The sequence below is a fragment of the Antiquaquibacter soli genome (assembly GCF_030580675.1).
GTDB classification, from domain to species: domain Bacteria; phylum Actinomycetota; class Actinomycetes; order Actinomycetales; family Microbacteriaceae; genus Rhodoglobus; species Rhodoglobus soli.
In genome coordinates this window covers 37,594-59,561 of sequence record NZ_JAUQUB010000006.1, presented here as the reverse complement: position 1 = coordinate 59,561, position 21,968 = coordinate 37,594, and the positions used below count along the sequence as shown (strand labels likewise).

Genomic DNA, 21,968 nt, shown 5'->3' with positions numbered 1-21,968 from the left:
GGGTTGCCTAGACCGTCTGGCGGCGACGCAGCACGAGGATGCCCGCCCCGGCGGCCAGCACGACCGCCGCGGCGATCCCGCCGATCACCGGAGTCGTCGAGCCCGTGGCGGCGAGCTGCGGGCCCGCCGGCGCCGCGACGATGACCTCGAGGTGGCCGACCGGGTAGATGTCGCTCTCGGTGGGGTACGGGTAGAGGCCGATCCAGTACGTGCCGGGCGTCGTCGGCGCCGTGCCCGTGAGGCGGAAACCGGGAGCCGTGTCGGGAACGTTGTAGTCCGTCACCTCGATCACGGCCTCGTCATCGAAGGCCGGGTCGTAGATCCAGTAGTCCGCGTCGCCGCCGTCGGGGTAGGTGACCCCGGTGATCGTGACGTCGAGCGCCACGTCGAGCGGGGCACCCGGCGCGACGGTGATCGGCTGGGCGACCACGCAGTCGTCGGTGCCCGGAACCACGGGCGTCGAACCGAATTCGACGGTCGTGAAGATGGTCTGCGCGTAAGCGAAGGCGTCAGCGTTCGGCGTCGCGCAGTCGTAGTCGAGCATGCCGACGGTGATCGTGGTCTCGGCGCCCTCGGCCTCGATCAGGACCGCGTCGCTTCCATCGTTGACGTCGAAGAACGTGGAGGTGTCCGACTCGGCCGACCACATCAGCACGGGGTCGTCGTCGTCGCCGTAGCTGATCATCCGGTCGCCGTCGACGAAGTACAGGGTGTCGCCGTCCGAGCCGAGACCGCCCTCCCACTCGATCGGGATGCTCACCGGCGTGCTCGTCCCCGCCTCGACGGAGGAGATGCTCCAGCGGGCGAAGCTGCCCTCGAGGGTGAACTCGACCGAGACATCCACGACGGTGCCGCCGCCGAGGTCGACCCCGGCGTCGGTCCACGAGGCGACGTACGCGTCTCCCACATACCCGGCCGTCGTCGCCGACGCGGGGGCGATGAGCGGCACATCCGTGGCTCCGACGGCCGTGAGATAGCCGACGCCGTCGAACGCGTCGGTCTTGTTCGCGGTGTCCCCCTCATAGATGTAGCCCGCGTTCGGGCACACCTCGATCCACCACGCCCCGGCGGTGTGAGGATTCGCGTAGGCGGCGTCGCCGCTGCAGAAGTCCGACGGGCTGCCGGCGAACGCAGGAGCGGCCGCGCCGCCCAGGACGAGAGCGGATGCGGCGGCGAGCGAGAAGGCGGCAGCGCGGGTGCGAGCGGTCATCGGGGACATCCTTGGGCTGGGTTGCGGGCCAGGGCAGGGTGGAGCTTCGCGGTCACTCTAGCGATAAAGGCGAGGGCGCCGCACTATTCTGTGGGCGCTACTTCGAGACGGTGATCGTGAACTCGAGCGGCTGGATGCCGCCCTGCTCGTTCGTCATCGTCACCTCGGTGGTTCCTTCCGCCTTCGCCGTGAAGCCCGGGTTGAAGGTGGCGCTGCCGTCTTCGCGGCCCTGGGTGAACTCGGCGACGGCCGGGTCGGAGACCTCGGCGGTGTAGCTGTCGACGGCGAGGTCTCCGGTGTTGATGTTGAGCACCTGCCCGACGACGAGCTCGACGGTCGCACCCTGCAGGTCGTTGGCGCTCTTCGTGACGGGGGCGATGACCGGGGTCGGCGCGCACGCCGCGAGGGCGAGAAGGGCGGTGGCCGCCGCAGCGACCAGGGTGACGCGAAGAGTCTTCATGCGGCAAGTATGGGCGCGCGCCGAATCCGCGACAATCCCCCTAGCGGGGGCGTTCGCCTAGAGTGCGCGGGTGAACGCGACCCGCGGCTCCCCCGGACCGTCGTAGTCCGGGTACGCGAGCACACCGTCGATGTCGCGGTCCCCGTGCGGGGTGAACCCCAGGGCCGCGTGGAACGCCTGCGAGCGCTTGTTGAACGGGCCCGTGATGGCCCGGATCTCCGTGCATCCGAGCCCTCGCATCGTCTCGAAGACCTGCTCGTAGAGGCCGCGCGCGATTCCGGCCCGGCGCAGTTCGGGGTCGACGCCGACGAAGTGGATGTAGGCGATCGACGGGTCGTCCTGCGAGCGGAAGGCGATGAGAAACGCCCCGATCTCGCCCGACTCGCTCTCGACGATCCAGCTCGTGCGGGTGAAGAACTGCAGGAACAGTCTCGGCATGAGCAGCCCCAGCATCGCGCGGTTGGGAGTGTCCCACCAGCGCCCGATCGCGTCGACGATGACGGGATGATCGGTCTCACGCGTGTGCCGGACGCCGTAGCCCTCGGGCAGTGTCAGCATGCCGCCAGCCTAGGCCTCGGCGTGTCCCTCCCACGAGGGTCCCCCTTAATGACGTCTAGTAGCGAGGCGAACACACCCGTAGTCTCGACCCGTCAGTGCACGGGATCCGGGGTGGGGACCGCGCTCGATCAAGGGGGTCCGGATGCTCGGCCGATTCCTGCGCGCCAGCGCAGCCGTTCTCGTCGCGGCGCTCGTCGCCGTCGGGTCCACCGTTCCGGCGCAGGCCGCGAGCGGCCCTGCGGGCGACGTGTACACGATCCTCAACCAGCAGCGCGCAGCCAACGGCCTCGGCCCGCTCATGACCGACCCGACCCTCGACAACGCGGCCTGGCAGTGGGCGAACTACCTCGCGACGACCGGTCAGTTCCTGCACAGCTCCTCGGAGTGGCGCAACTCCATGATCGGCGGCGCCGGGTGGATCAACTCCGGCGAGAACATCGCGGCCGGCTACACGAGCGCGCAATCCGTGATGACCGCGTGGATGGGCTCCGCGGGGCACCGCGCCAACATCCTCAACCCCAACTACGTCGGAGTCGGCGTCGCCTACGTGGCCGGCGGGCCGTATGGCCACTACTGGGTTCAGATCTTCGCCGCGTCGGCCGGCCCTCGGGTCCCCGCGGGTAACGCTCCGACGATCGCCGGCGGCACCACGGTGGGCAGCACCCTCACGGCGAGCACGAGCGGCTGGCCCGGCGGTACGACGTTCGGCTGGCAGTGGTTCTCCGACGGCACCGCCATCTCCGGAGCGACATCGACGACCTACACGACCACCATCAGCGACGCCGGGCGCCGCATCACCGTCGCCGTCACCGGACGCCTTTCGGGGTACCTGCCGACGACGAAGACCTCAGCGCCGACGACCGCTCTCACGGGCGGCCCGACGGTGAGCCGCCTCTCGGGGGCCGACCGCTACTCCGCCGCCGCTGCGATCTCGGCGAGCGCCTTCGCTCCCGGCGTGGCAGTGGTCTACGTCGCGTCGGGAGTCAATTTTCCCGATGCCATCAGCGCCGTTCCGGCCGCCGCCCGCTACGGCAGCCCGCTCCTCCTCACTGAGCCCGGCGGGCTGCCGGCGGCTACCCGGACGGAGATCCTGAGGCTGAGGCCGGCGCGGATCGTCGTTGCGGGAGGTGAGGCGTCGGTCTCCCCTGCGGTATTCGCGGCTCTCTCGGCGATCGCTCCCACCGAACGGGCGGGGGGCGCCGACCGTTTCGACGCCTCGCGCACGATCGTGTCGGGTGCCTTCGAGAGCGCCAGCGTCGCGTATCTGTCGACGGGATGGAACTTCCCCGACGCACTGACCGCGGGGGCCGCGGCCGCAAGTCTGGATGCTCCGGTCATCCTCGTCAACGGTCAAGCGGGTGGAGTGGACGCCCCAACGCTGCAACTTCTTCGTGACCTCGGCGTCACGAGTGTGAGGATCGCGGGTGGGGTCAACAGTGTGAGCCCGGGCATCATGTCCGATCTGTCGCACGAAGGCTTCTCCGTGCAGCGCATCGGGGGGGCCGACCGCTACGAGGCGGCCGCGAACATCAACGCTGGCGTCTTCTCGAGCGCCCCCGAGGTCTACCTCGCGTCCGGCGCTAACTTCCCCGACGCCCTAGCCGGGTCCGCGCTGGCGGCGTTCCGCGGAGCGCCCTTGTACATCGCCACTCCCGGGTGCATTCCCGAGCCCATCGTCAAGGGCATGTCGGCGCTGCAGCCGACGAAGGTCGTGCTCTTGGGCGGGCCGGCCTCGCTCAGTCCGGCGGTGGCGACCCTCCAGCGCTGCTGACTAGGGCAGCGCACCGCCGCCGTACTTGGCGTCGATGCTGCCCGTGAGCGCCCGCATGATCTGGTGGCGCAGCAGGTTGCCGGGCACTCCCGACCACTCGTACTTGTTGAGCGGGTAGGCGCCCACGCTGTTGCCGACCCACACCGCGGTGGCGACGCGGGTCGTGGACGTCACGATCCAGGTCTGGATGGCGTCGTCGGTCGTTCCGGTCTTGCCGAGGATCGGGATGCCGTCGTCCGGGTTCGACGACGAGCCGGTGCCCGAGGTCATGACGCCCTGCAGCGCGATCGAGGCCTGCGCCGCGATCGCCGGGTCGATCGCCTGGTGGCATTGCTTCTTCTGGCCGGGCAGGTCGTCCCCCTCGGGCCCGGTGACGCGGTCGAGGACGATCGGGGTGCAGGCGACCCCGCCCGCCGCGATCGCGGCGTATGCGCCCGCCATGCTGATCGGGGTGACCTCGTTGGTTCCGAGCACGCCCGAGGGGTTGGTCAGGAGCGGCTCGCCGTCCGCTCGCTCGACCCCGAGGGCCTCGGCAGCGCGCCGGATGTCGCACAGGTCGAGCTGGAGGGCCATCGAGATGAACGCGCCGTTGACGGAGGCGGCTGTGGCCGACTGAACGCTCATCGCGCCGCCGCCGCCCGAGTCGTTCTTGAAGGGGTAGGGCCCGACCCACGGCCCCTGGCTGTCGGGGCACGTGTCGCGGAACTTGCTCTGCTCGACCGTCCGCGCGCTCCCGTCGACCACGGCGGACAGCTTCTTGCCCGCCTGCAACCACGCGATGAGGGTGAAGAGCTTGTAGGTGGACCCGGACTGGAAGCCGCTCGAGCCGCCGTGGTCGTAGTCGGTCGCGTAGTTGACGGCGCCGGTGCCGGGGCCACCGCCTTCGGAGCGGTCGTCGAAGGTCTTGTTGACCGCCATGGCGAGCACGCGGCCCGTTCCCACCTCGACCGACACGGTGGCGCCGCCGAGCGCGAACGCTGTCTCGCCCGCGGGGACCCACCCGGTCGTGAGCGCATTCGCCGGGCCCTGGATGTCGAGGTCGAGCGTGGTGTAGAGGTCGTAGCCTCCGTAGCTCCAGTTGGTGAAGCGCTCGGCCTCGGTCGCGCCGAGCGCTTCGAAGGAGTCGACGTTCTTGACGACGTAGTCGCAGAACCATCGGGCCCACTCGAGGCCGTTGACGCACCCGCTGCCGATGTCGCGCGGCGCCACCGTCGAGGCGTCGACGGGGGTCGCGAGCGCCTCCTCGAGCTCCTGGTGGGTGATGCTGCCCTCGTCGTACATCGCGTGCAGGATGACGTCGCGACGCTTCTGGTTGGCCTCGAAGTTCTCCGGGTCGTCGAGTCCGCGGATGCCGGGGTACTGGACGATGGCGATGAGGCTCGCGGCCTGCGGGAGCGTGAGCTGCGTCGCCGGCACGCTGTAGTACCGCTGCGCGGCCGCCTCGATGCCGTAGGTGTTGTCGCCGAAGAACGAGATGTTGAGGTACGCGGTGAGGATCTCCTGCTTGGTATACCTCTTCTCGAGCCCGATCGCGTACTTCATCTCCGAGAGCTTGCGATCGAAGGATGCCTCGGTCGCTTCGTCGTAGGCCTGCTCTCGCAACAGCTCCGAGGGCTCGTTGAGCGCTTGCTGCACGAAGAGGTTCTTGACGAGCTGCATCGTGATCGTCGAGGCGCCGCTGTCGACATCCTGCGAGCGGAAGTTTCCGACGAGAGCGCGCACGACCGACTGGGTGTCGACGCCGTTGTGCTCGAAGAAGCGGTGGTCTTCGCCGTCGACGGCGGCCGAGATGACCCACGGCGAGATCTCGTCGAACGCGACGGCGTGACGGTTCTGCTCGTACACCGACGCGATCACCGCGTAGCCGTTGACGTTGCCGGGCGCGGTGGACTGCCCCCAGATCGTGTTGGCCTCGTGCGTGCGGTCGATCTCGAGGTACTCGGGCAGCTCGTCGAAGACGTTCGCCACGCTCGCGCCGGCCATCCCCACGAGCGCTATGCCGGGAGCGACGGCGGTGGCCACGAGGAGCCCGCCGATCACGCTCGCGGCGATGAGGCCGAGCAGTCCCTGCAGGGCGCTGAGCACGGGCCGGTGCCGCCGTTCGGCGGGCCGGAGGAGGTAGTGCGGTCGCTTCGTCATGTTTTCCAGGAGGCGTGGAGCGTCCAGAAATGACGGAATTCGTCGAAACGCGGCCCCCCGCGCCCCCTATGCTACGCGGAGTTTCGCTCAATTAGTAGCGGTTGACAGACCGTTTCACCATATGTTCAGGTTCGGGCGGTGCCGAGGGCGGCGGAGAACCGAGCGGCGCGGTCCACCTCGGCCGCGATCGGCTCGACGACGAGCTCCCGCGCGACGCGAGTGACCTGCTCGACGATCGCCGCACGCGCCCGGCGACGGCGGTCCGCCGCGACCGCCGCAGAGATCGCCGCCGAGGCGAGGCCGAGCAGGATGCCCAGCAGCACCCCGCCCGCGACGAGCAGCGTCGTCACGGGCCACCCCTCGACGGAGGGCACTGCAGGCGCCTCGAGGCCGAACCGGGGGAGGAACGCGATGCCGAGCATCCACAGCACTCCGGCGAGGGCGGCGAGCACCGACAGCCACTGCAGCACCCCGAAGACCGGCCACCACCACGAGCCGCGGGTCGGCAGGCTCGCGCGGGAGACGGCGAGATCGAGGGAGCGCGGCAGCTCGTCGAGACCCGACTGCGCGGCATCCCGGATGCCCGCCCGCCAGTCCTCGGTGAACGGCTCCGCCGCCGCCTCCGCGAACGACCGCACCGCGAGCGACGCGCGCGCCTGCCCGCCCGCGTTCATCGCCGGCATGCTCGAGCGGTGCAGCTCCGGGTCGCGCTTCGTGCCCGCCGTCGGCCGCAAGCCGAGCCGGGCGAGCGGATCGGCTCGGAAGTGCAGGAGCCACGACACGAGCGGCCAGCCCGTCGCCTGCCCGCTGCGCTTGCGGTACGACGCCGCGACGGCGCTCGCGACGGTGTCCGCTCCGGCGGCGGTGGCGAGTTCCGCCGCGAGCGCGCGCTCCCGGGAGCGATCGGCGGCGGCGGGGCGGGGCGGGATGCCCGGCTCCGGCACTCGCGCGGCGATGGCCGAGACATCCGCCTCCAAGCGCGCCGTCGCCGCGGCGCGGGAGCCGGCGAGCTCGCCGATCGCGGAGCGGAGAGCGGCCACGCCGTCGCCCGTCGCGGCACTCGTGGTGAGGATGCGCACCGACCCGAGCCCGTCGGCGGCGAGCAGCCCCCGGAGCGACTCGACGACGCGGGGCACGTCCGCCGCGGGTAGGAGGTCGACCTGGTTGAGCACCACGAGGGTGACGGCGCCGTGCCGGGAGTGCCGCTGGAGGAAGTCGGCGTGCAGCACCGCGTCGGCGTACTTCTGCGGGTCCACGACCCACACGAGAGCGTCGACCTGCGCAGCGAGCCGCTCCGCGACCGCGCGATGGGCGGACTCCACGGAGTCGAAGTCGGGGAGGTCGAGGAGCACGAGCCGGTCGGCGCGGTCGTCGATGGTCGCGAGCCCCGTGCGACGGTCGCGCACCTCGAGCCAGTCCAGGAGGGCGGTCGCCCCGGTCGGCTCCCACACGACGGCGAGGGGCTCGGATGTCGTCGGTCGGCGGACATGGCTGCGCGCGACCTCCTGCCCGACGATCGCGTTGAGGAGGCTGGACTTTCCCGACCCGGTCGCTCCGAAGAGCCCCACGACGGTGTGATCGCCGGACAGGGCGCGGCGGCCCTCGGCACGCACGAGGAGGGCGTCGAGGTCGGCGAGCAGGGCATCCTGCACCCGTCCGTCACCGAGGTCGCGGACGGTGCGGAGCGCGTCGAGCCGATCGCCGAGCGGGGTCGCGGCACCGCGGCTCACGAGCGCTGACTCTCGACGGCGGCGACGAGGGCGGCCGCGTCTCCGCGCAGGCGCTCGGGATCGGGGCCGCCCCGCACTCCCGCGAGAAGCTCGGTGTAGCGGTCGGCCTCCGACTGAAGGAGGGCGTCGACCCGCCGACCGAGGTCGTCTCGCGCGAGCTTCGCGAGCCGGCGCACGGCGTCCTCGCCGAAGATCGTCTCGAGGAGCTTCTGGCCGATGACCGCCGAGCCGCCGGCGATGACGAGCTCGCCGCCGGTGAGCCCCCCGGTCGACGCGAACACGACGACCATGAGCGCGACGGTCACGGCGTTGAGCCCGAGCGACAGCACCCGCGCACGGGTGCGCTTCGAGCCGACGTTGTCGCTGATGAGCTGCATGACCGAGCCCTGCCAGTCGCGGATCATCCCCGACGCCCGGGCCGGGAATCCCACGGACGCCGCAGACAGCTCCGCGTGCCCCTCGGCGAGCGCGCGACCCGCCCGGCTGCGCTGCAGCTCGCGCCACGCCCCCGCGGATGCCCGGCCCGCCTGATCGACGACGACCGCGTGCAGCCCGTGCTCGATGGTCGTCTCCACGTCGACGACCGGTTGCGGGATGCCGCGGAGCCAGGAGGTCACCGCGTCGCGGGTGCGGGAGAACCACGACTCCACCTGTCGGAACACGTCGGAGGTGCCCACGAAGTCCTGCCAGCGCGCGAGCACCTCGCCGCGCAGGAGCGCGCCGTCCTGAGTGGCGGCGTCGATCGCGGCGTCCGCCGATCGGAACTCCTCGCGGATGGCCCGCTCCGCGTCGTCGGCCCAGTCGAGCTGCGCCTGGCGCGCGGCGGCGATGCGCTCGACCCGGGCACCCAGGTCGACCACCGCCCCGAGCAGGGTCGCCGCCGCGATGCGGGCGCGCTCGGCCCGGTCGCCCGCGATCGACTCGAACCAGCCGCGGATGCCCGCCACCGCCGCCGAGGGCAGCATGCCGGCCGCGTCGAGCGGCTGCTCGGCGATCGTGAAGACGGGGGCGGCCGCGAGGTCGCGCGAGGCGAGCATCCGGCGCAAGTCCTCGGTCACCTCGTCGGCGGCCGCGGCGGGAACGCGGTTGAGCACCACGCCGACGGTGATGGCGCGCGCCGCGGCGTCGTCGAGGAGCCGCCACGGCACGGCGTCCGCGTAGCGGCCGGCCGTCGTCACGAACAGCCACAGGTCGGCGGCGGCGAGGAGCTGGTTCGCGAGGGCGCGGTTCTCGTCGGCGACCGAGTCGATGTCGGGCGCGTCGAGGAGGGCGACGGAGTCGGGGATGCGGCCGTCGGACAGGAGCACGAGCTCGCCGATGCGGCTCGCGTCCGGGGCATCCCCCGCGGTGTCCGCTCGCTCGTCGGGGGCGGAGAGGCGACCGCGGACCCGCGCGAGCGACGGCAGGATGCGGTCGGACGCGAACCAGCCGGCGTCCGCGGGAGCGTGCACGAGGATCGGCTGGCGCGTCGTCGGCCGGATGACTCCCGCCCGCGTCACGGGCGAGCCGACGAGGGCGTTCACGATCGTCGACTTGCCCGCGCCCGTCGATCCCCCGACGACCGCGAGGAGCGGGGCATCGAGGTCCGTCAGGCGGGGCCGCACGTAGTCGTCGATCTGGCGCACGGCCGCCGCGGCCGACTGCTGCGACTCGAGCGCCCCGTCGAGCGGCAGCGGCAACCGCACGCCGTCGAGGTCGGCGCGCACGGCATCCAGCCGCTCCAGGGCGGTCGTGCCGGTCGCGTCCACTGTTCAAGGATGCCCGATGCGAGCGAAAACGGAAGGGGCCGAGGACACCCGATTCACCTCGGCCCCGTTCCTCCTACCTCCCGGTGTACGGGAAGCGGCCCTGGGGGTCGTAGCGGCGACGCACCTCGGCGAGGCGCTCGGCGACCGCGGGCGGCCACGAGCTCGCCGCGCGGTTCGCGGGACCGACGAAGTTGACCTGCGTCGTGCCCGTCGCCCATGGTGCGAGCGCGGTGAAGACGCCGTCGATGACGGCCGGGATGACCGTCTCCAGCAGTTCCGGCACGGGGGCGCCCACGATGTGCAGCCCGTACTCCGCCTCCCGGCCGCCGATCGCGTTGTCGACCTGGGGGGTGCGCGAGAGCGCCCCGCCGAGTCGCCGCACCTCGACGGCGACGAGCGGCACCTCCTGCGTCGGCCCCGTGATCGCGAGCAGGGCATCCGCCGCTCCCGCATCGAAGCCGGACAGCAGGATGCCGCCCTCGGTGACCGGCATCGGGTCGACCGGGTCGGAGTGGATCGAGCCGAGCTGCGCGTACGGCAGCACGCCGACCGTGTCGATGAGAGGCGTCGCGACGGCGCGCAGCGGCGCGATCACCCGCTCGCCCTCCTCCGCGTCGCCGACGTAGGCGATGCGGACGTGGGCGACGAACTGGCCGCGCAGGGGCTCCGGCAGCTGCGGGAGCGGGGGCAGGCGCAGGAGCGCGACGGAGGTCGTGAGCTCCTCGGGCACGTCGGCCGACCACTCCGCGAACGCGCGGAGCACTGCGGGGGCGTCCGCCGCCGCGAAGTACAGCCCGCCGCCGTAGACGTGGGTGAGGGGGAACAGGTCGATCTCCACGGACACGACGACGCCGAAGCCGCCCTTGCCGCCGCGCACCGCCCAGAACAGGTCGGTGTTGAAGGTCGCGTCGGCGGTGACGAGGCCGTCCTGAGGGGTGACGACGGTCACCGAGCGCACGTGGTCGGCCGCGAAGCCGAACGTGCGGGCGACGGGGCCGATGCCGCCGCCGAGCAGGTAGCCGACGACCCCGACGTGGGGGGCCGAGCCGCACAGCGGGGCGAGGCCGAGCGGGGTGCTCGCGTCGAGCACGTCGCTCCACATGGCGCCCGCGCCGACGCGAGCGGTGCGGGCCGCGGCATCCACCTCGACGGACGCGAGCCCGACGGTGGTGAGCGCGATCCCTTCCGTGATGGGCGCGAGGATGCCGTGCCCCCGCCCCAGCACGGAGATGGGCAGGCCGTGGCGGCTCGCGAAGGCCACCGTCGCGACCACGTCGTCGACGCTCGTCGCCGCGACGACGATCTCGGGCGTGTGGACGAGGGCGCGGTTGAAACCGAGCAGCTCGTCGACGTACTCGGCCTCGTCCGGGGCGAACACCCGGGCGACGCCGACCGCGGCGAGCTGAGCGGCGAGAGCGCGAGGGCGCTCGATCTCGATGGTCATGGGTTCTTCCTTTCCGAAGCGTGTGGCTCAGTTCTCCCACCGCCACCTGTCGCCGGTCTTGCACGCGGCGCGTGACGGCCACCCGCGGGGTGCAAGGTCGGTGCAGCCCCGATCGCGGTATAACCGCTTAGTGACCTCCTCTCAGCTGACGATCGCCCTCCTCGGCGAACCGCAGCTGCGCGCCCCCGGAGCCGAGCCCGTCGTGCCCCAGGCGGGTCGCGTCACGGCGCTGCTCGCGCTCCTCGCGCTCGAGCCGTCGCGCGTCGTGTCGACCGAGCACCTCATCGAGCAGCTCTGGGACGACGAGCCGCCCGCGTCGGCCGTGTCCACCCTCTACGTGTACGTGTCGCGGTTGCGCAAGCAGCTCGCCCCACTCGGCGTGGCCGTGACCACGCGGCCCGGCGGGTACAGCCTCGATGTCGCCGCCGAGTCGATCGACCTCGTGCGGTTCTCCCGCGCCGTCGAGGCCGCAGACGCGGCGGCGCGGGGCGGGGACTGGGCAGCCGCGGCGGACGCGCTCGGGCAGGCGCGCGGGCTGTGGCGGGGCATCCCGTTCCAGGGGGCGATCCCGACGAGCGACCTCCAGCTCGAGAGGCAACGGCTCGAGCGGCTCCGCCACCGGGTTGACGAGCTGGATGCCCGAACCCTCCTCGAGCACGGGGACGCCGCCGAGGCTGCCGAGCGTGCCCGCGCGCTCACCGACCTCGAACCCCTCAACGAGGGCTACTGGCTGCTGCGGATGGACGCGGAGCACCGCGCCGGCAACACCGCCGTCGCGCTCTCCGTCTTCGAGGAGTTCAGGGAGCTCGTCGCCGACGCCCTCGGCATCGACCCCGGCCCCCGGTTGCGCGAGCTGCACTCCCGCGTGCTGCGCGAGCCCGCGGTGGGCGCTCCGTCGCCCGCCGCGCCCGCGGGGTCCGGAGTGTCCGCGGGGTCCGCGACGGAGACGGTGGGGCGGACGGCGGCGCGGGCGGACATCGACCGCGCCGTGCGCGGCGCCCGCGAGGGGCGGGGTCGCACCGTCATCCTGGAGGGCCCCACCGGGGTGGGCAAGACGCACCTCGCGGAGCTCGCCGCGCGCACCGCCGTCGGCGCGGGTGTGCGCGTCGCGTGGGCGAAGGCGCCGGACGGCGGGGCGCCCGCGCTGTGGATCGTCCGCGAACTGCTCGGGGCGCTGCCGGGCAGCCCGGACCCGTCGGGCGCGAGCCAGCTCGCCACCCTCCTCGAGTCGACGAGCGGCGTCGACGACGTGGAGCAGTCCCGCCTCATCCTCGCCGAGGCGATCGCCGGCGAGGTCGTCACCGCCGCCGCCGCCGAGCCCGTGCTCGTCGTTCTCGACGACGTGCAGTGGGCGGATGCCACGACCGTGCACGTGCTGCGACTGCTCGCCGCGCGGCTCCGCAGCCTCCCGGTCTCCCTGCTCATCACGGCGAGGCTGCCCGAGTCCCGCCGCCCCGACATCGCGGCCGCCCTCGTCGCCATCGCGGGCACCGAATCCACGACCCGGCACCTCGTCGCACCCCTCACTCCCGACGAGGTCGCCCAGCTGCCCACCGCCCAGGGGCTGTCGGAGGAGCGCATCCACGAGCTCTGGGAGCGCACCGGCGGCAACGCCTACTTCGTCACCGCCGTGCTCTCATCGGGCGACCCGGATGCCCTTCCCGCCTCGGTCGGCGACCTCCTCGCCGTGCGCGCGAGCGCGCTCCCGCCGGAGGCCAGGGACGTGCTCGACCTCGCGGCGGTAGCGGGCGAGTCGCTCGACCTCGCCGTGCTCGGGGTGGCCGGCGGCGGTGGCGCGGCGGTGCTCGAGGCCATCGAGGGCGGCTTGGCGCACGGCATCCTCGTCGCCCGCGACGGCGGGTACCGCTTCACGCACAGCCTCGCCCGCGACGCGATCGTGGCGGCGATCCCGCTCACCCGCCGCACCCAGCTGCACGCGGCCTACGCCGACGCGATCGAGCGGCTCCCGGACGCCGACAGCGACGACCGAGTGCAGGAGCTCGCCGACCACCGCTACCGCGCGGCGGCGGGCGTGCCCGATGCCCGCGCCTTCGAGTCGTGCGTGGCGGCGGCCGACTCCGCTCGCGCCATCCTCGCCTTCGACCTCGCCGCGCTCTCGGGCAAGCGCGCCCTCGAAATGCTGCCGCCCGGCCCCGATGCGGAGCGCACGCGCGCCGAGATGCTCGTGCAGCTCACCTTCGACCAGCGCGACGCCGGCGACGCCCAAGGCGCAGCCGGGACGCTGCGGCGTGCCCTGCGCGCGGCGTCGCGACTCGGCGAGCGCGAGCTCACGGTGCGCTCGCTCGGACTGCTCGGCAGCATCACGCTGTGGAACTGGCGGCAGTTCGGGGAGGTCGACCGCGAGGTCATCCGGCACCTCGACGAGCAGCTCGCCGGCCCGGACCTCACCGACCGGGAGCGCGCCGAGCTCACCGGGGCGCTCGCGATGGAGCTCTACTACGGCGAAGCGGCCGATCGCGCGCGCGGCCGCGAGGTGTCGGTCGAGGCCGTCGCCCTCGCGGAGCGGATCGGCGAGCCGGCGCTCCTCGCCCGCGCCCTCAACGACCGCGTGTTCGCCCTGTGGCAGCCCGCCGACGACGACCTCCGCCTGGAGGTGCTCGACCGCTGGATCGCCCTCGCCGGGGAGGCGGACCCCATCTCCACGGGCGAGGTGGTCGCCCGGCTGCACCGCGGGAGCCTGCGGTTCGCGCGCGGCGACGTCGCCGGCTTCGTCGAGGACCACTCGCGCGCGGGCGAGCTCACCGCGCTCCTCAGCCGCCCCGAGCTCGACGCGCAGTACACCGGTCAGGCGGCGTGCCTCGCGCTGCTCACCGGCCGCGAGGGCGAGGTGCGGGCGCTCATCGACCATGCCCACGCGTCGCTGCAGCGTACGAGCATCTGGGGCGGCGACTGGGCGTACTCGGCCCAGATGTACACGCTCGCGCGCCGCACGGGAGACATCGAACCGGTCGCCCGCGAGATCGCCGACAAGGCGATGAAGGACTCGCACCGCTCGCTGCGCTGGCTCGCCGTGCTGTCGCTCGCCGACGCGGGCCGCGTCGAGGATGCCCGCGCCCTCCAGTCCCGGTGGGGGCTGCACAGCGTCCCGACCGCCGAGTACTGGGGCACCGACCTCGACCGCGCGATGGCCGCGGAGGTGTCGTTGCGCCTGGGGTCGCCTCTGCTCACCGAGGCGTACGACGCGGTCGCGGCATCCCCGTCGACGCTCGTCGTGCTCGGCACCGCCCTCGTCTGCTGGGGTCCTCGCGCGGACCTCCTCGCCCGGCTCGCCGACCGGCTCGGTCGCTCGGATGCCGCGGCCGCCCACCGCGCTGAGGCCGATCGCGTTCGCGAGCGGGTCGCCGTCGAACTCGGCCTCGAGCCGAGGTTCTAGGCGGCCGGCGGTGTCGTCGGCCCGGTCTCGCCGGGCTTCGGCTTGCCGCCGCTCAGGAGCTTCCAGATCGCGAAGCCCGCACCGGCGAGCACGGCGAGGTCGTCCGCGAACCCGAGCGGGCCGGTCAGCAGTTCCGGCACGACGTCGAGCGGCGAGACCCCGTAGACGAGCGCGGCGACGGCGATGAGCACGGCGGCGGCGACCTGACGACCTCGGGACATGCCTTCCAGCGTAAGCGGCGGCTGCGCGTTGTGCGAGGGGGTTGCGCGGCGGGTGCCTAGGGCACTGCGGGCGCCGGGATGCGACGCGGCAGCCGTCGGGCGGAGGCCACGGCATCCCACACGACGAAGGCGGCGACGAGCAGGAGGCAGCCCCGCGTGACCGAGTCGGCGAGCGGCGACACGAAGACGGGGCCGGTCGCCCACCAGATGAGGAGGGCGAGCCATCCCGCGTCGACGGCGATGGCGAGGATGCGCGTGCCCCGCGACCACCGCCCGGCGACGAGTACCGCGATCAGCCCGGCGAAGCTCGCCGCCCACAGCGCGAGCGCCCACGGCGCCCGGGTGGAGAGGAAGCCCGCGTCGAACTCGAACGCGTCGAGGAGGGGCCGCGGCAGACCCGGCAGCACCGACTCGAGGGACACGACGGCGAGGAGCACGGCGACGCCGACGAGGCCGCCGGCGATCGCGAGCACGTACAGGGGTCGCGAGATCCGGTCGCGGTCGAGTGCGGCCGCCTCGCGAGGGGTCCACTCGGCGGTCGAGTCGCGGCGGGACCCGACGAGCGCGGCCACGATCGACAGCGAGACGAGGATGCCCGGCCACCAGAACGCCCCGAGCCCCCAGCTCAGCCACCACTGCGCGAGCCGGTTGAGCCAGTCGCCCTCGCCGACGAAGACGGCGGGCAGTGTGCCGATCCACTGCAGGGCGACGCCGATGAGCGCGATGAGCGCGAAGCGCGGCGCCTCCGCGGGCCGGATGATCGTGAAGCCGGCGGGTCGGTAGCGGTCGGCCACGTCCGCGGGTCGGCCGAAACCGGCGAGCAGGTCGAGCGCGTCGGCGGCGGTGGGCTCGGCGTCGCCGGCACGGCCTTCGAGCTCATCCGCGAGCAGCGACCGCAGCTCGAACGCGACGTCGGCGCGCTGGCGACGCGGGAGGTGCCGCACGACGTCGGCGACGTAGGACTCGATGAGAGCATCCGGCTTCATCGCTCTTCCCCTTTCAGGAGGGTGGTCATGACCGTCGCGAGGGAGTCCCACGACGACGCGAGCTCGCGGTAGAGCGCCGCGCCGCGATCGCTCAGGAGGTAGTAGCGCCGGGGCGGCCCGTTCTCGGCCTGCCACTGAGAATCGAGGAGTCCCTGCGACTCGAGTCGGCGCAGCAGGGGGTAGAGCGTGCCCTCCTCGATGGGCATCCCGCGCTCGGCGAGCGCCTGCCGCAGGGAGTAGCCGTACTGCCGCTCGCGCAGCTGGGAGAGCACGGCGAGCACGAGGACGCCCTTGCGGAGGTCCTGCTCGTGCTTCGACGCGTCTACCATGCGAGACACACTACATAGTGCCGCACAGTAAGGCAAGCACGCGTCGGCGGCAGGATGCCCGCGCGCACGGAAACGGGGGCGGCGCGACCCGAATTCGCACCGCCCCCTCCCGCTCCCGATCGGTGTGAGCGCTAGGAGATCCCACTCCGCCCGGGCCGAGGGGTGACGGCCCGGGCGGTGATCAGAAGGACTGCCGAGGGCGCCGGTTCCGCATCCGGCGCCCCCAGACCTACGCCGCGCCCTGCTCGCGCCTCCGCCGCTGCACGAGCGCGAAGAGCACGCCGCCCGAGGCGAGGAGCACGAGGGCCGCAGCACCCGCCGTCCACAGCACCGTCGCTCCCGTGAGGGCTAGCGGCGGGCGGGCATCCACGACGTCGGAGATGATCGCACTCGACGCGTCGGACACGACCGCGTCGCCTCCCGCGCTCTCCGCCGTCGCGGTCGCCGTGTTCGACAGGGCGGTGCCGTCGAGGTCGGCGGCAACCACGATGTACTCGGCCGTGCAGACCACCGTCTGGCCGGGCAGGACCGTCGTCGTCGGGCACTCCACCTCGGGGGCGGTGCCGCGGCCGGTGAACTCGTCCTCGCTGATGGTGAGCCCAGTCGCGGTGGTGTTGCCGGTGTTCGTCACCGTGAACGTGTACGTCACGACCTGGCCGACGCTCGAGAGTCTCTCGGTGGTCGTGGCCTTCTCGAGCTCGAGGCCGGCGGCCTCCGGGCTCGGCACCGTGACCGTGTCGCTCGGCGGGGTGAGCGGTTCGGCGCCGTCGGGAGCGGTGCCCGACGCGGTCGCCGTGTTGCTCAGGGTGCCGGCATCCACGTCGTCCTGGGTGAGTGTGTAGACGACCTGGCAGACGAACTGGTCACCGGGGGCGAGCGAGACGGTGTCGTCGCACTCGAGCTCCGGGAGGGTTCCCGTGCCCGTGAACTCGGTCTCGGTGACCACCGGGTTGGTGATGGTCACGTTGCCGGTGTTGGTCACGACGAACGAGTAGGTGATCGTGTCGCCTGCGAAGAGCAGCTCGGGGTCGGCCGGATCGGCGGACTTCACGAGCGACAGGGATGCCGAGCGCTCGATCGTGACGGATGCCGACGACTCCTCCGACTCGGCGTCGCCGCCGTTCGCCGTCGCGATCGCGGTGTTCTCGACGACTCCCGCGTCGACGTCGGCCTGCGTCACCGCGTAGGTCGCGGTGCAGGTCGTGTCGTCGCCCGGCGCGAGCGGCGCGGCCGAGCACGTAACGGCGGGGGCGCCACCTGAGCCGGAGAAGGCCGTCTCGGTGATCGCGATGCCCGAGATCGTCACGTTGCCGGTGTTCGTCACGAGGAACTCGTACGAGATCACGTCGCCCTCGGCGTCGAGCGTCGTCGGGCTTGCGCTCTTCACGAGCGTGAGCGCGGCATCCTGAGCGGCCGGGATGCTCTCGCTCGAGCTCTCCGACTCGACCGGCTCGTCGCCGCCGGCCGGAGTGGCGAACGCCACCGCGGTGTTGTCGATGCTCCCCCGGTCGAGGTCGGCCTGGGTCACCTCGTACTGCGCCGCGCACGTGACGCTGTCGCCGGGTGCGACGTCGCCCGTCGGGCAGTCGATGGCGCTCAGCGAGCCGGAGCCGGTGAAGTCGCCCTCCTCGATGCCGACGCCACTCAAGGTGACGTTGCCCGTGTTGGTGACCTCGAAGGCGTACTCGATGACGTCGCCGACCGCAGCGTACGCGTCGAGGTCACCGGTCTTCACGAGCGACAGGCTCGCGTCGATGTTCGCGGTGATGAGCCAGTCGGACTCGGGCGAGGTGACCTCGGCGCCGGTCGGGTCGAGGCCCGTCGCGACGGCGGTGTTCTCGATCGAGCCCGCGTCGATGTCGTCCTGGGTGACCGTGTAGGTCGCGGTGCAGTCGACGATGCCGCCCGGGATGAGCGAGGTCGTCGGGCAGTCGATCGCCGAGAGGGCGCCGCTGCCGGAGAACTCCGTCTCGTCGATCGCAATGCCGTCGATGGTCACGTTGCCGGTGTTGCGCACCGAGAACGTGTACGTGACGACCTCGTCGGCGCCGTTCACGAACGACGTGCTGGCGGTCTTGGTGAGCTCGAGGCTCGCGTCCGGGAGCTGCGGGGTCGTCGTCGAGGACTCGTTCGACGTGACCGGGCCGGCGACCGAGGTGCCCGTCGCCTCTGCCGTGTTCGACAGGGTCAGCGCATCCACGTCCTCCTGGGTGAGGGTGTAGGTCGCGGTGCACGTCACCTGCGCGGTCGGCGCGAGCGTCGTCGCCGGGCAGTCGATCGCCGAGACGGCGTCGGTTCCCGAGAAGGCGACCTCGTCGATCGCGATGTCGTCGACGGGCACGTTGCCGGTGTTCGTCACGACGAAGGAGTAGGTGATGAGCTGGCCGGCGGTGTAGGCGGCCTCCTCCGACGGGGATGCCGACTTCACGAGCGACAGGCTCGCCGTCTGCTCGACGTCCACCGAGGCGGAGGACTCGTCGGACGAGACGGGGCCACCGGGAGCGGTCGCCGTGGCGACGGCGGTGTTGTCGATCGCGCCGGCCGTCAGGTCGGCCTGAGTCACGGGGTAGGTGGCGGTGCACGTCGCCGACTGGGTCGGGGCGAGCGGGCCGCTCGGGCACGTGATCGCCGAGATCGAGCCGCTGCCCGAGAACGCCGTCTCCTCGATCGCGAGACCGGAGACCGTCACGTTGCCGGTGTTCGTCACCTCGAACTCGTAGGTGATGGTGTCGCCGACCGAGTCGACGATCGTCGGGGATGCCGACTTCACGAGCTCGAGGGAAGGTGCCTGCGCCGCAGTCACCGTGACCGAGTTCGAGGAGCCGTTGAGGGCGCCGCCGGTGGGAGGCGTGCCCGTGGACGTCGCCGTGTCGGTGATCGAGCCGTGGTCGAGGTCCGCCTGGCGCACCGTGTACGTCGCCGTGAACGTCGCCGACTGTCCAGCCGCGAGCGTCGTGGTCGCTCCCGAGCAGGTCTGGGTGGGGGAGGTGCGCGTCACACACGTCGCCGCGGGCGCGGTGGCTCCGGCAGCGGCATCCGTGATCACGTCCGTCACGCCCACGTTCGTCAGGGTGACCGTCGTGTTGTTCGTGACCGTGAAGGTGTACGTGATCGTGTCGCCGACCGCGTCGTACTCGGTCACCGACGCCGACTTGGTGATCTGCGGCTGGTTCTCCGCCGCCTGCAGGCCGACGAGGTCGGACTCCGCCGCGCCGAACCAGTTCGTGCCCGCGATGACGTTGGTGCCGACGCTGTTGTAGGCGATCGCACCGCTCGTGGACGTGGGCGTCGAGACGGTGTACGGCACCGAGAAGCTCGTCGGGAACGAGCTGCCCGCGACGCCGATCACGCCGGAGTACGCGATGCGCAGCGCCGTGGTCGCGGAGATCGGGGTGGGCGGCGTCGTCGACCAGTCATCCACGCACCCGGGGTTGGTGGCGAGCACCTCCGGCCGGCAGGGATTCGCGGCCGTCGAGTACGACAGGGTCACGTTCGCCGGGATCGTGCCGACCGACAGCAGCGTCACCGTGAAGGCCGAGTTGCGTGGCGTCAGCTGGCTCGCCCGAGTGTCGCCCACGCGCGGGAGGATGTCGTACATGATCGGGTCGGTCAGGTTCGACGACGTGCCCGAGTTCGCGAAGGTCACGTTGTAGGTGGCCTGGCCGCCCGTCGGGCTCACGTGGCCGAGCGCGCCGCCCGTCGCGGGCGACGGATCGAGATTGCCCTGCACCGTCTTGTTGACCGAGTACGCGGGGTTCATCGCCTCGACGGTGAACTTCGACGAGTAGCCGCAGAAGTTGTTCGCGATCGGGGTCGCGTTCGTCGTGAGGTCGTTGTTGCTGCCGATCATCGGCGGCAGCTGGTGGCGCACCGAGGAGTTGTTGTTGAACAAGCAGTCGCGCACCGGGGCGCCGTAGCCGAGCGTCATGTCGCTCTCGAACGTGCCCGCGCACCCCGCCCCCAGGTTGAGGGTCCAGTTGGCGGTCTGCAGCCGGTAGACGCCGGGCACCGTGATGACGCCGGCCGGGATCACCCACTGGTAGAGGGTGCGACCCGAGCCGTTGTAGTTCGCGGTGACCGTCGGGGTGATGGATGCCGACGTGAAGGTCAACCCGTTGTCGAGGCCGACCGCGCTGAACGCGCGCGCTGCCGAACCTGAGATCGAGGAGCCGATCGGCGCGAGATAGTCGAAGTAGATCGCCTCCGACGGGGCCTTCGACAGCTCGATGTGGTTGCGCTGCGACGCGGTCGGCGAGACGAAGCCGCCCGTCGCCTGGCAATTGCTCGTGTACTGGGCGAACACGCTCGGGTAGAGCACGGTCTGGCCGGTCTGGCCCGACCCGGTCTTCGGGTCGAGGATCACGACCGGAGTCGAGAGTGAGCTCTGGGGCGTGGAGATGGCGCTGCCGCCGTAGTAGGGGGTCGTGTACGAGGTGTTGCGCAGCGTGAAGCCGGGGGCCGCGCTCGGCGAGGCGTAGCCCGCGATCGAGAACACCGTCGTGCCGACGTTGGAGGCCTGGCCCGGGAACGGCGGGATGTGCAGTTCGGCGACACCGCCGCCGGTGGACGGCGCCGGGAGCGTCCAGCCGCCGGAGGCGAACGGGATGTCCTGGGTCGAGCCATCCGCGAAGGTCAGCGTGATGATGTCCGCCGCCGTCGGCGTGAAGCCCGTCGCCGTGATCCGCGTGGGGATGAAGGCCGGGCTCTGGCAGAGCGTGCCGAGCGCGTTGCTCTGGTAGGTGGTGCCCGAGACGTTCGTGAGGCAGGGCAGGGCATCCGAGAACTCGTAGCTCACGCCCGCGCTGTTCGTCGCCGGCTGCGTGCGCGACGACAACGTGTAGGTGAGCGAGTTGTTGCTCTGGTCCCAGTTGCCCGGGAACGTGTAGATCGGGCTCGGGCCGATCGTCGAGGTCACGGCGCCCTTCGCGGGCACCGTCTGCAGGTTCACCGTCGTCGTGCACGGCGACTGGGTGGCGCTCAGCGAACCGGTGACGCCGTCGATGTAGGTGAACGACGCGGTGGCGGCGTTGCAGGCCGTCGAACCGACCGGACCGATGATTGTTCCGACGATGCGGATCGCCTGGTAGTTGCCGGCGTTGAGCGGCGGGTTCGCGCACTGCGCGCCCGTCGGGTCGTCGAAGACGAACGTGCCGCCCTGCGACCCCACCGCCGGCGGGGTGATGGTGACCGTGCCGGGTACCGCGCTGCGCATCGAGTAGCTCGAGTACTGGAAGTTCGCCGGCAGCTGCGACTCGATGTGGATCTGGCTGAAGCCGATGTCGCCGTCGTACGCGTTCGCCGCACCGCAGCCGAACGCGATCGTGTACGTGAACTGGGCTCCGCTGATCGCCACCGAGGGCCCGCTCGTCGCGAGGGACGCGTTGTGGCCCGCCGTGACCGTCAGGACCGCGGATGCTCCGGTCGACGTCGCAAAGCTCGACCCGCTGATCGTCGGGGTCAGCGTCGCCTGCGCCCCGTTGAGGGTCGTGTACTCCGGTGCACGCACCGTGAACGTGCACTGCTTGAGACCCGTCGGCAGGTTGCCGTACGTGAACCGCACCTCGCCCCCCACGACCGTGCGCGTCACCTCCGGGCACGACGACGCGCTGATCCAGGACGCCATGTCGGTGTTCGCGCCGTTACCGGTCACCGTGTTCGTGGGGATCGACACGACCGTGTTGTCGCACGCGCCCGGACCGTTGCAGGTGATGTTGAGCGTGTACGTCGTGTTGACGTTGCTCTCCGCCGTGGCCGACGACGGCGTCAGCACCACGATCGCCTCCGCCGCGTGCGCGGGCGTCGCCTGCAGCACCGGCACGAGCAGGATCGCGAGCGCGGCGACCGCGACGGCGATGCGCGCCGCCCAACTCGGTCGATCGGGTCGCGAGAGAGCAAGAAGAGACACGGTGAAACCCCCAGATCAGATCACCGTCGACGTGACGGACTCGGGCCGTCACTGGTGGCAATCATCTGGAGGC

Annotated in this window: 13 protein-coding genes; 2 read left to right on the top strand and 11 right to left on the bottom strand. The window is 71.9% G+C overall.

Features of this window, described 5'->3' with window-relative positions; genetic code table 11:
- Positions 1-7: 7 nt before the first annotated feature.
- The 3 genes from Q5716_RS14960 to Q5716_RS14950 form a co-directional block, all read right to left on the bottom strand.
- On the bottom strand, positions 8-1,210 hold the full coding sequence (locus tag Q5716_RS14960) for an LAVTG motif-containing sortase-dependent surface protein (RefSeq protein WP_305003957.1): 1,203 nt from the start codon (positions 1,208-1,210) through the stop codon (positions 8-10).
- Positions 1,211-1,307: 97 nt separating this feature from the next.
- The gene (locus tag Q5716_RS14955) at positions 1,308-1,670 is read right to left on the bottom strand and encodes a hypothetical protein (RefSeq protein ID WP_305003956.1); all 363 of its coding nucleotides are present in this window, start codon (positions 1,668-1,670) and stop codon (positions 1,308-1,310) included.
- A 57-nt stretch (positions 1,671-1,727) separates the two neighbouring features.
- Entirely contained in the window at positions 1,728-2,228 is a 501-nt protein-coding gene (locus Q5716_RS14950) for a GNAT family N-acetyltransferase (protein ID WP_305003955.1), read from the bottom strand.
- 142 nt (positions 2,229-2,370) lie between these two features.
- Between Q5716_RS14950 and Q5716_RS14945 the strand changes: the two genes are divergently transcribed.
- Entirely contained in the window at positions 2,371-3,999 is a 1,629-nt protein-coding gene (locus tag Q5716_RS14945; RefSeq protein WP_305003954.1) for a cell wall-binding repeat-containing protein, read from the top strand.
- On the opposite strand, the gene Q5716_RS14940 is transcribed toward Q5716_RS14945, so the two are convergent.
- From Q5716_RS14940 to Q5716_RS14925, 4 genes are all read right to left on the bottom strand, one after another.
- Positions 4,000-6,138, bottom strand: a complete 2,139-nt coding sequence (locus tag Q5716_RS14940) for a transglycosylase domain-containing protein (RefSeq protein ID WP_305003953.1) — start codon at positions 6,136-6,138, stop codon at positions 4,000-4,002.
- Positions 6,139-6,263: 125 nt separating this feature from the next.
- Positions 6,264-7,868, bottom strand: a complete 1,605-nt coding sequence (locus Q5716_RS14935; RefSeq protein ID WP_305003952.1) for a GTPase — start codon at positions 7,866-7,868, stop codon at positions 6,264-6,266.
- Positions 7,865-9,616 carry a dynamin family protein gene (locus Q5716_RS14930; RefSeq protein ID WP_305003951.1) on the bottom strand — a complete coding sequence of 584 codons (1,752 nt, stop codon included), beginning with the start codon at positions 9,614-9,616 and terminating at the stop codon, positions 7,865-7,867. The genes Q5716_RS14935 and Q5716_RS14930 overlap by 4 nt, the downstream gene beginning before the upstream one ends.
- Positions 9,617-9,689: 73 nt before the next feature.
- Positions 9,690-11,060 carry an FAD-binding oxidoreductase gene (locus tag Q5716_RS14925; protein ID WP_305003950.1) on the bottom strand — a complete coding sequence of 457 codons (1,371 nt, stop codon included), beginning with the start codon at positions 11,058-11,060 and terminating at the stop codon, positions 9,690-9,692.
- A 130-nt stretch (positions 11,061-11,190) separates the two neighbouring features.
- Between Q5716_RS14925 and Q5716_RS14920 the strand changes: the two genes are divergently transcribed.
- Entirely contained in the window at positions 11,191-14,454 is a 3,264-nt protein-coding gene (locus tag Q5716_RS14920; protein ID WP_305003949.1) for an ATP-binding protein, read from the top strand.
- Here the strand turns inward: Q5716_RS14920 and Q5716_RS14915 are convergent.
- The 4 genes from Q5716_RS14915 to Q5716_RS14900 all read right to left on the bottom strand — a co-directional run bounded on the left by Q5716_RS14915 (position 14,451) and on the right by Q5716_RS14900 (position 21,895).
- On the bottom strand, positions 14,451-14,675 hold the full coding sequence (locus tag Q5716_RS14915; protein ID WP_305003948.1) for a DUF1232 domain-containing protein: 225 nt from the start codon (positions 14,673-14,675) through the stop codon (positions 14,451-14,453). The two genes, Q5716_RS14920 and Q5716_RS14915, sit on opposite strands and share 4 nt — an antisense overlap.
- A 56-nt stretch (positions 14,676-14,731) precedes the next feature.
- Entirely contained in the window at positions 14,732-15,661 is a 930-nt protein-coding gene (locus Q5716_RS14910) for a hypothetical protein (protein ID WP_305003947.1), read from the bottom strand.
- A complete protein-coding gene (locus Q5716_RS14905) occupies positions 15,658-15,990 on the bottom strand; it encodes a PadR family transcriptional regulator (protein WP_305003946.1) in 333 nt (110 codons plus the stop codon). Before Q5716_RS14905 ends, Q5716_RS14910 begins: the two co-directional genes overlap by 4 nt.
- A 229-nt stretch (positions 15,991-16,219) precedes the next feature.
- Positions 16,220-21,895 (bottom strand): beta strand repeat-containing protein, encoded by a 5,676-nt coding sequence (locus Q5716_RS14900; protein WP_305003945.1) that lies wholly within the window; start codon positions 21,893-21,895, stop codon positions 16,220-16,222.
- Positions 21,896-21,968: the final 73 nt, after the last annotated feature.

Coding starts and splice junctions, on each gene's coding strand:
- Q5716_RS14960 (WP_305003957.1), bottom strand. CDS start 1,210: ATGACCGCTCGCACCCGCGCTGCCGCCTTCTCGCTCGCCGCCGCATCC.
- Q5716_RS14955 (WP_305003956.1), bottom strand. CDS start 1,670: ATGAAGACTCTTCGCGTCACCCTGGTCGCTGCGGCGGCCACCGCCCTT.
- Q5716_RS14950 (WP_305003955.1), bottom strand. CDS start 2,228: ATGCTGACACTGCCCGAGGGCTACGGCGTCCGGCACACGCGTGAGACC.
- Q5716_RS14945 (WP_305003954.1), top strand. CDS start 2,371: ATGCTCGGCCGATTCCTGCGCGCCAGCGCAGCCGTTCTCGTCGCGGCG.
- Q5716_RS14940 (WP_305003953.1), bottom strand. CDS start 6,138: ATGACGAAGCGACCGCACTACCTCCTCCGGCCCGCCGAACGGCGGCAC.
- Q5716_RS14925 (WP_305003950.1), bottom strand. CDS start 11,060: ATGACCATCGAGATCGAGCGCCCTCGCGCTCTCGCCGCTCAGCTCGCC.
- Q5716_RS14915 (WP_305003948.1), bottom strand. CDS start 14,675: ATGTCCCGAGGTCGTCAGGTCGCCGCCGCCGTGCTCATCGCCGTCGCC.
- Q5716_RS14910 (WP_305003947.1), bottom strand. CDS start 15,661: ATGAAGCCGGATGCTCTCATCGAGTCCTACGTCGCCGACGTCGTGCGG.
- Q5716_RS14905 (WP_305003946.1), bottom strand. CDS start 15,990: ATGGTAGACGCGTCGAAGCACGAGCAGGACCTCCGCAAGGGCGTCCTC.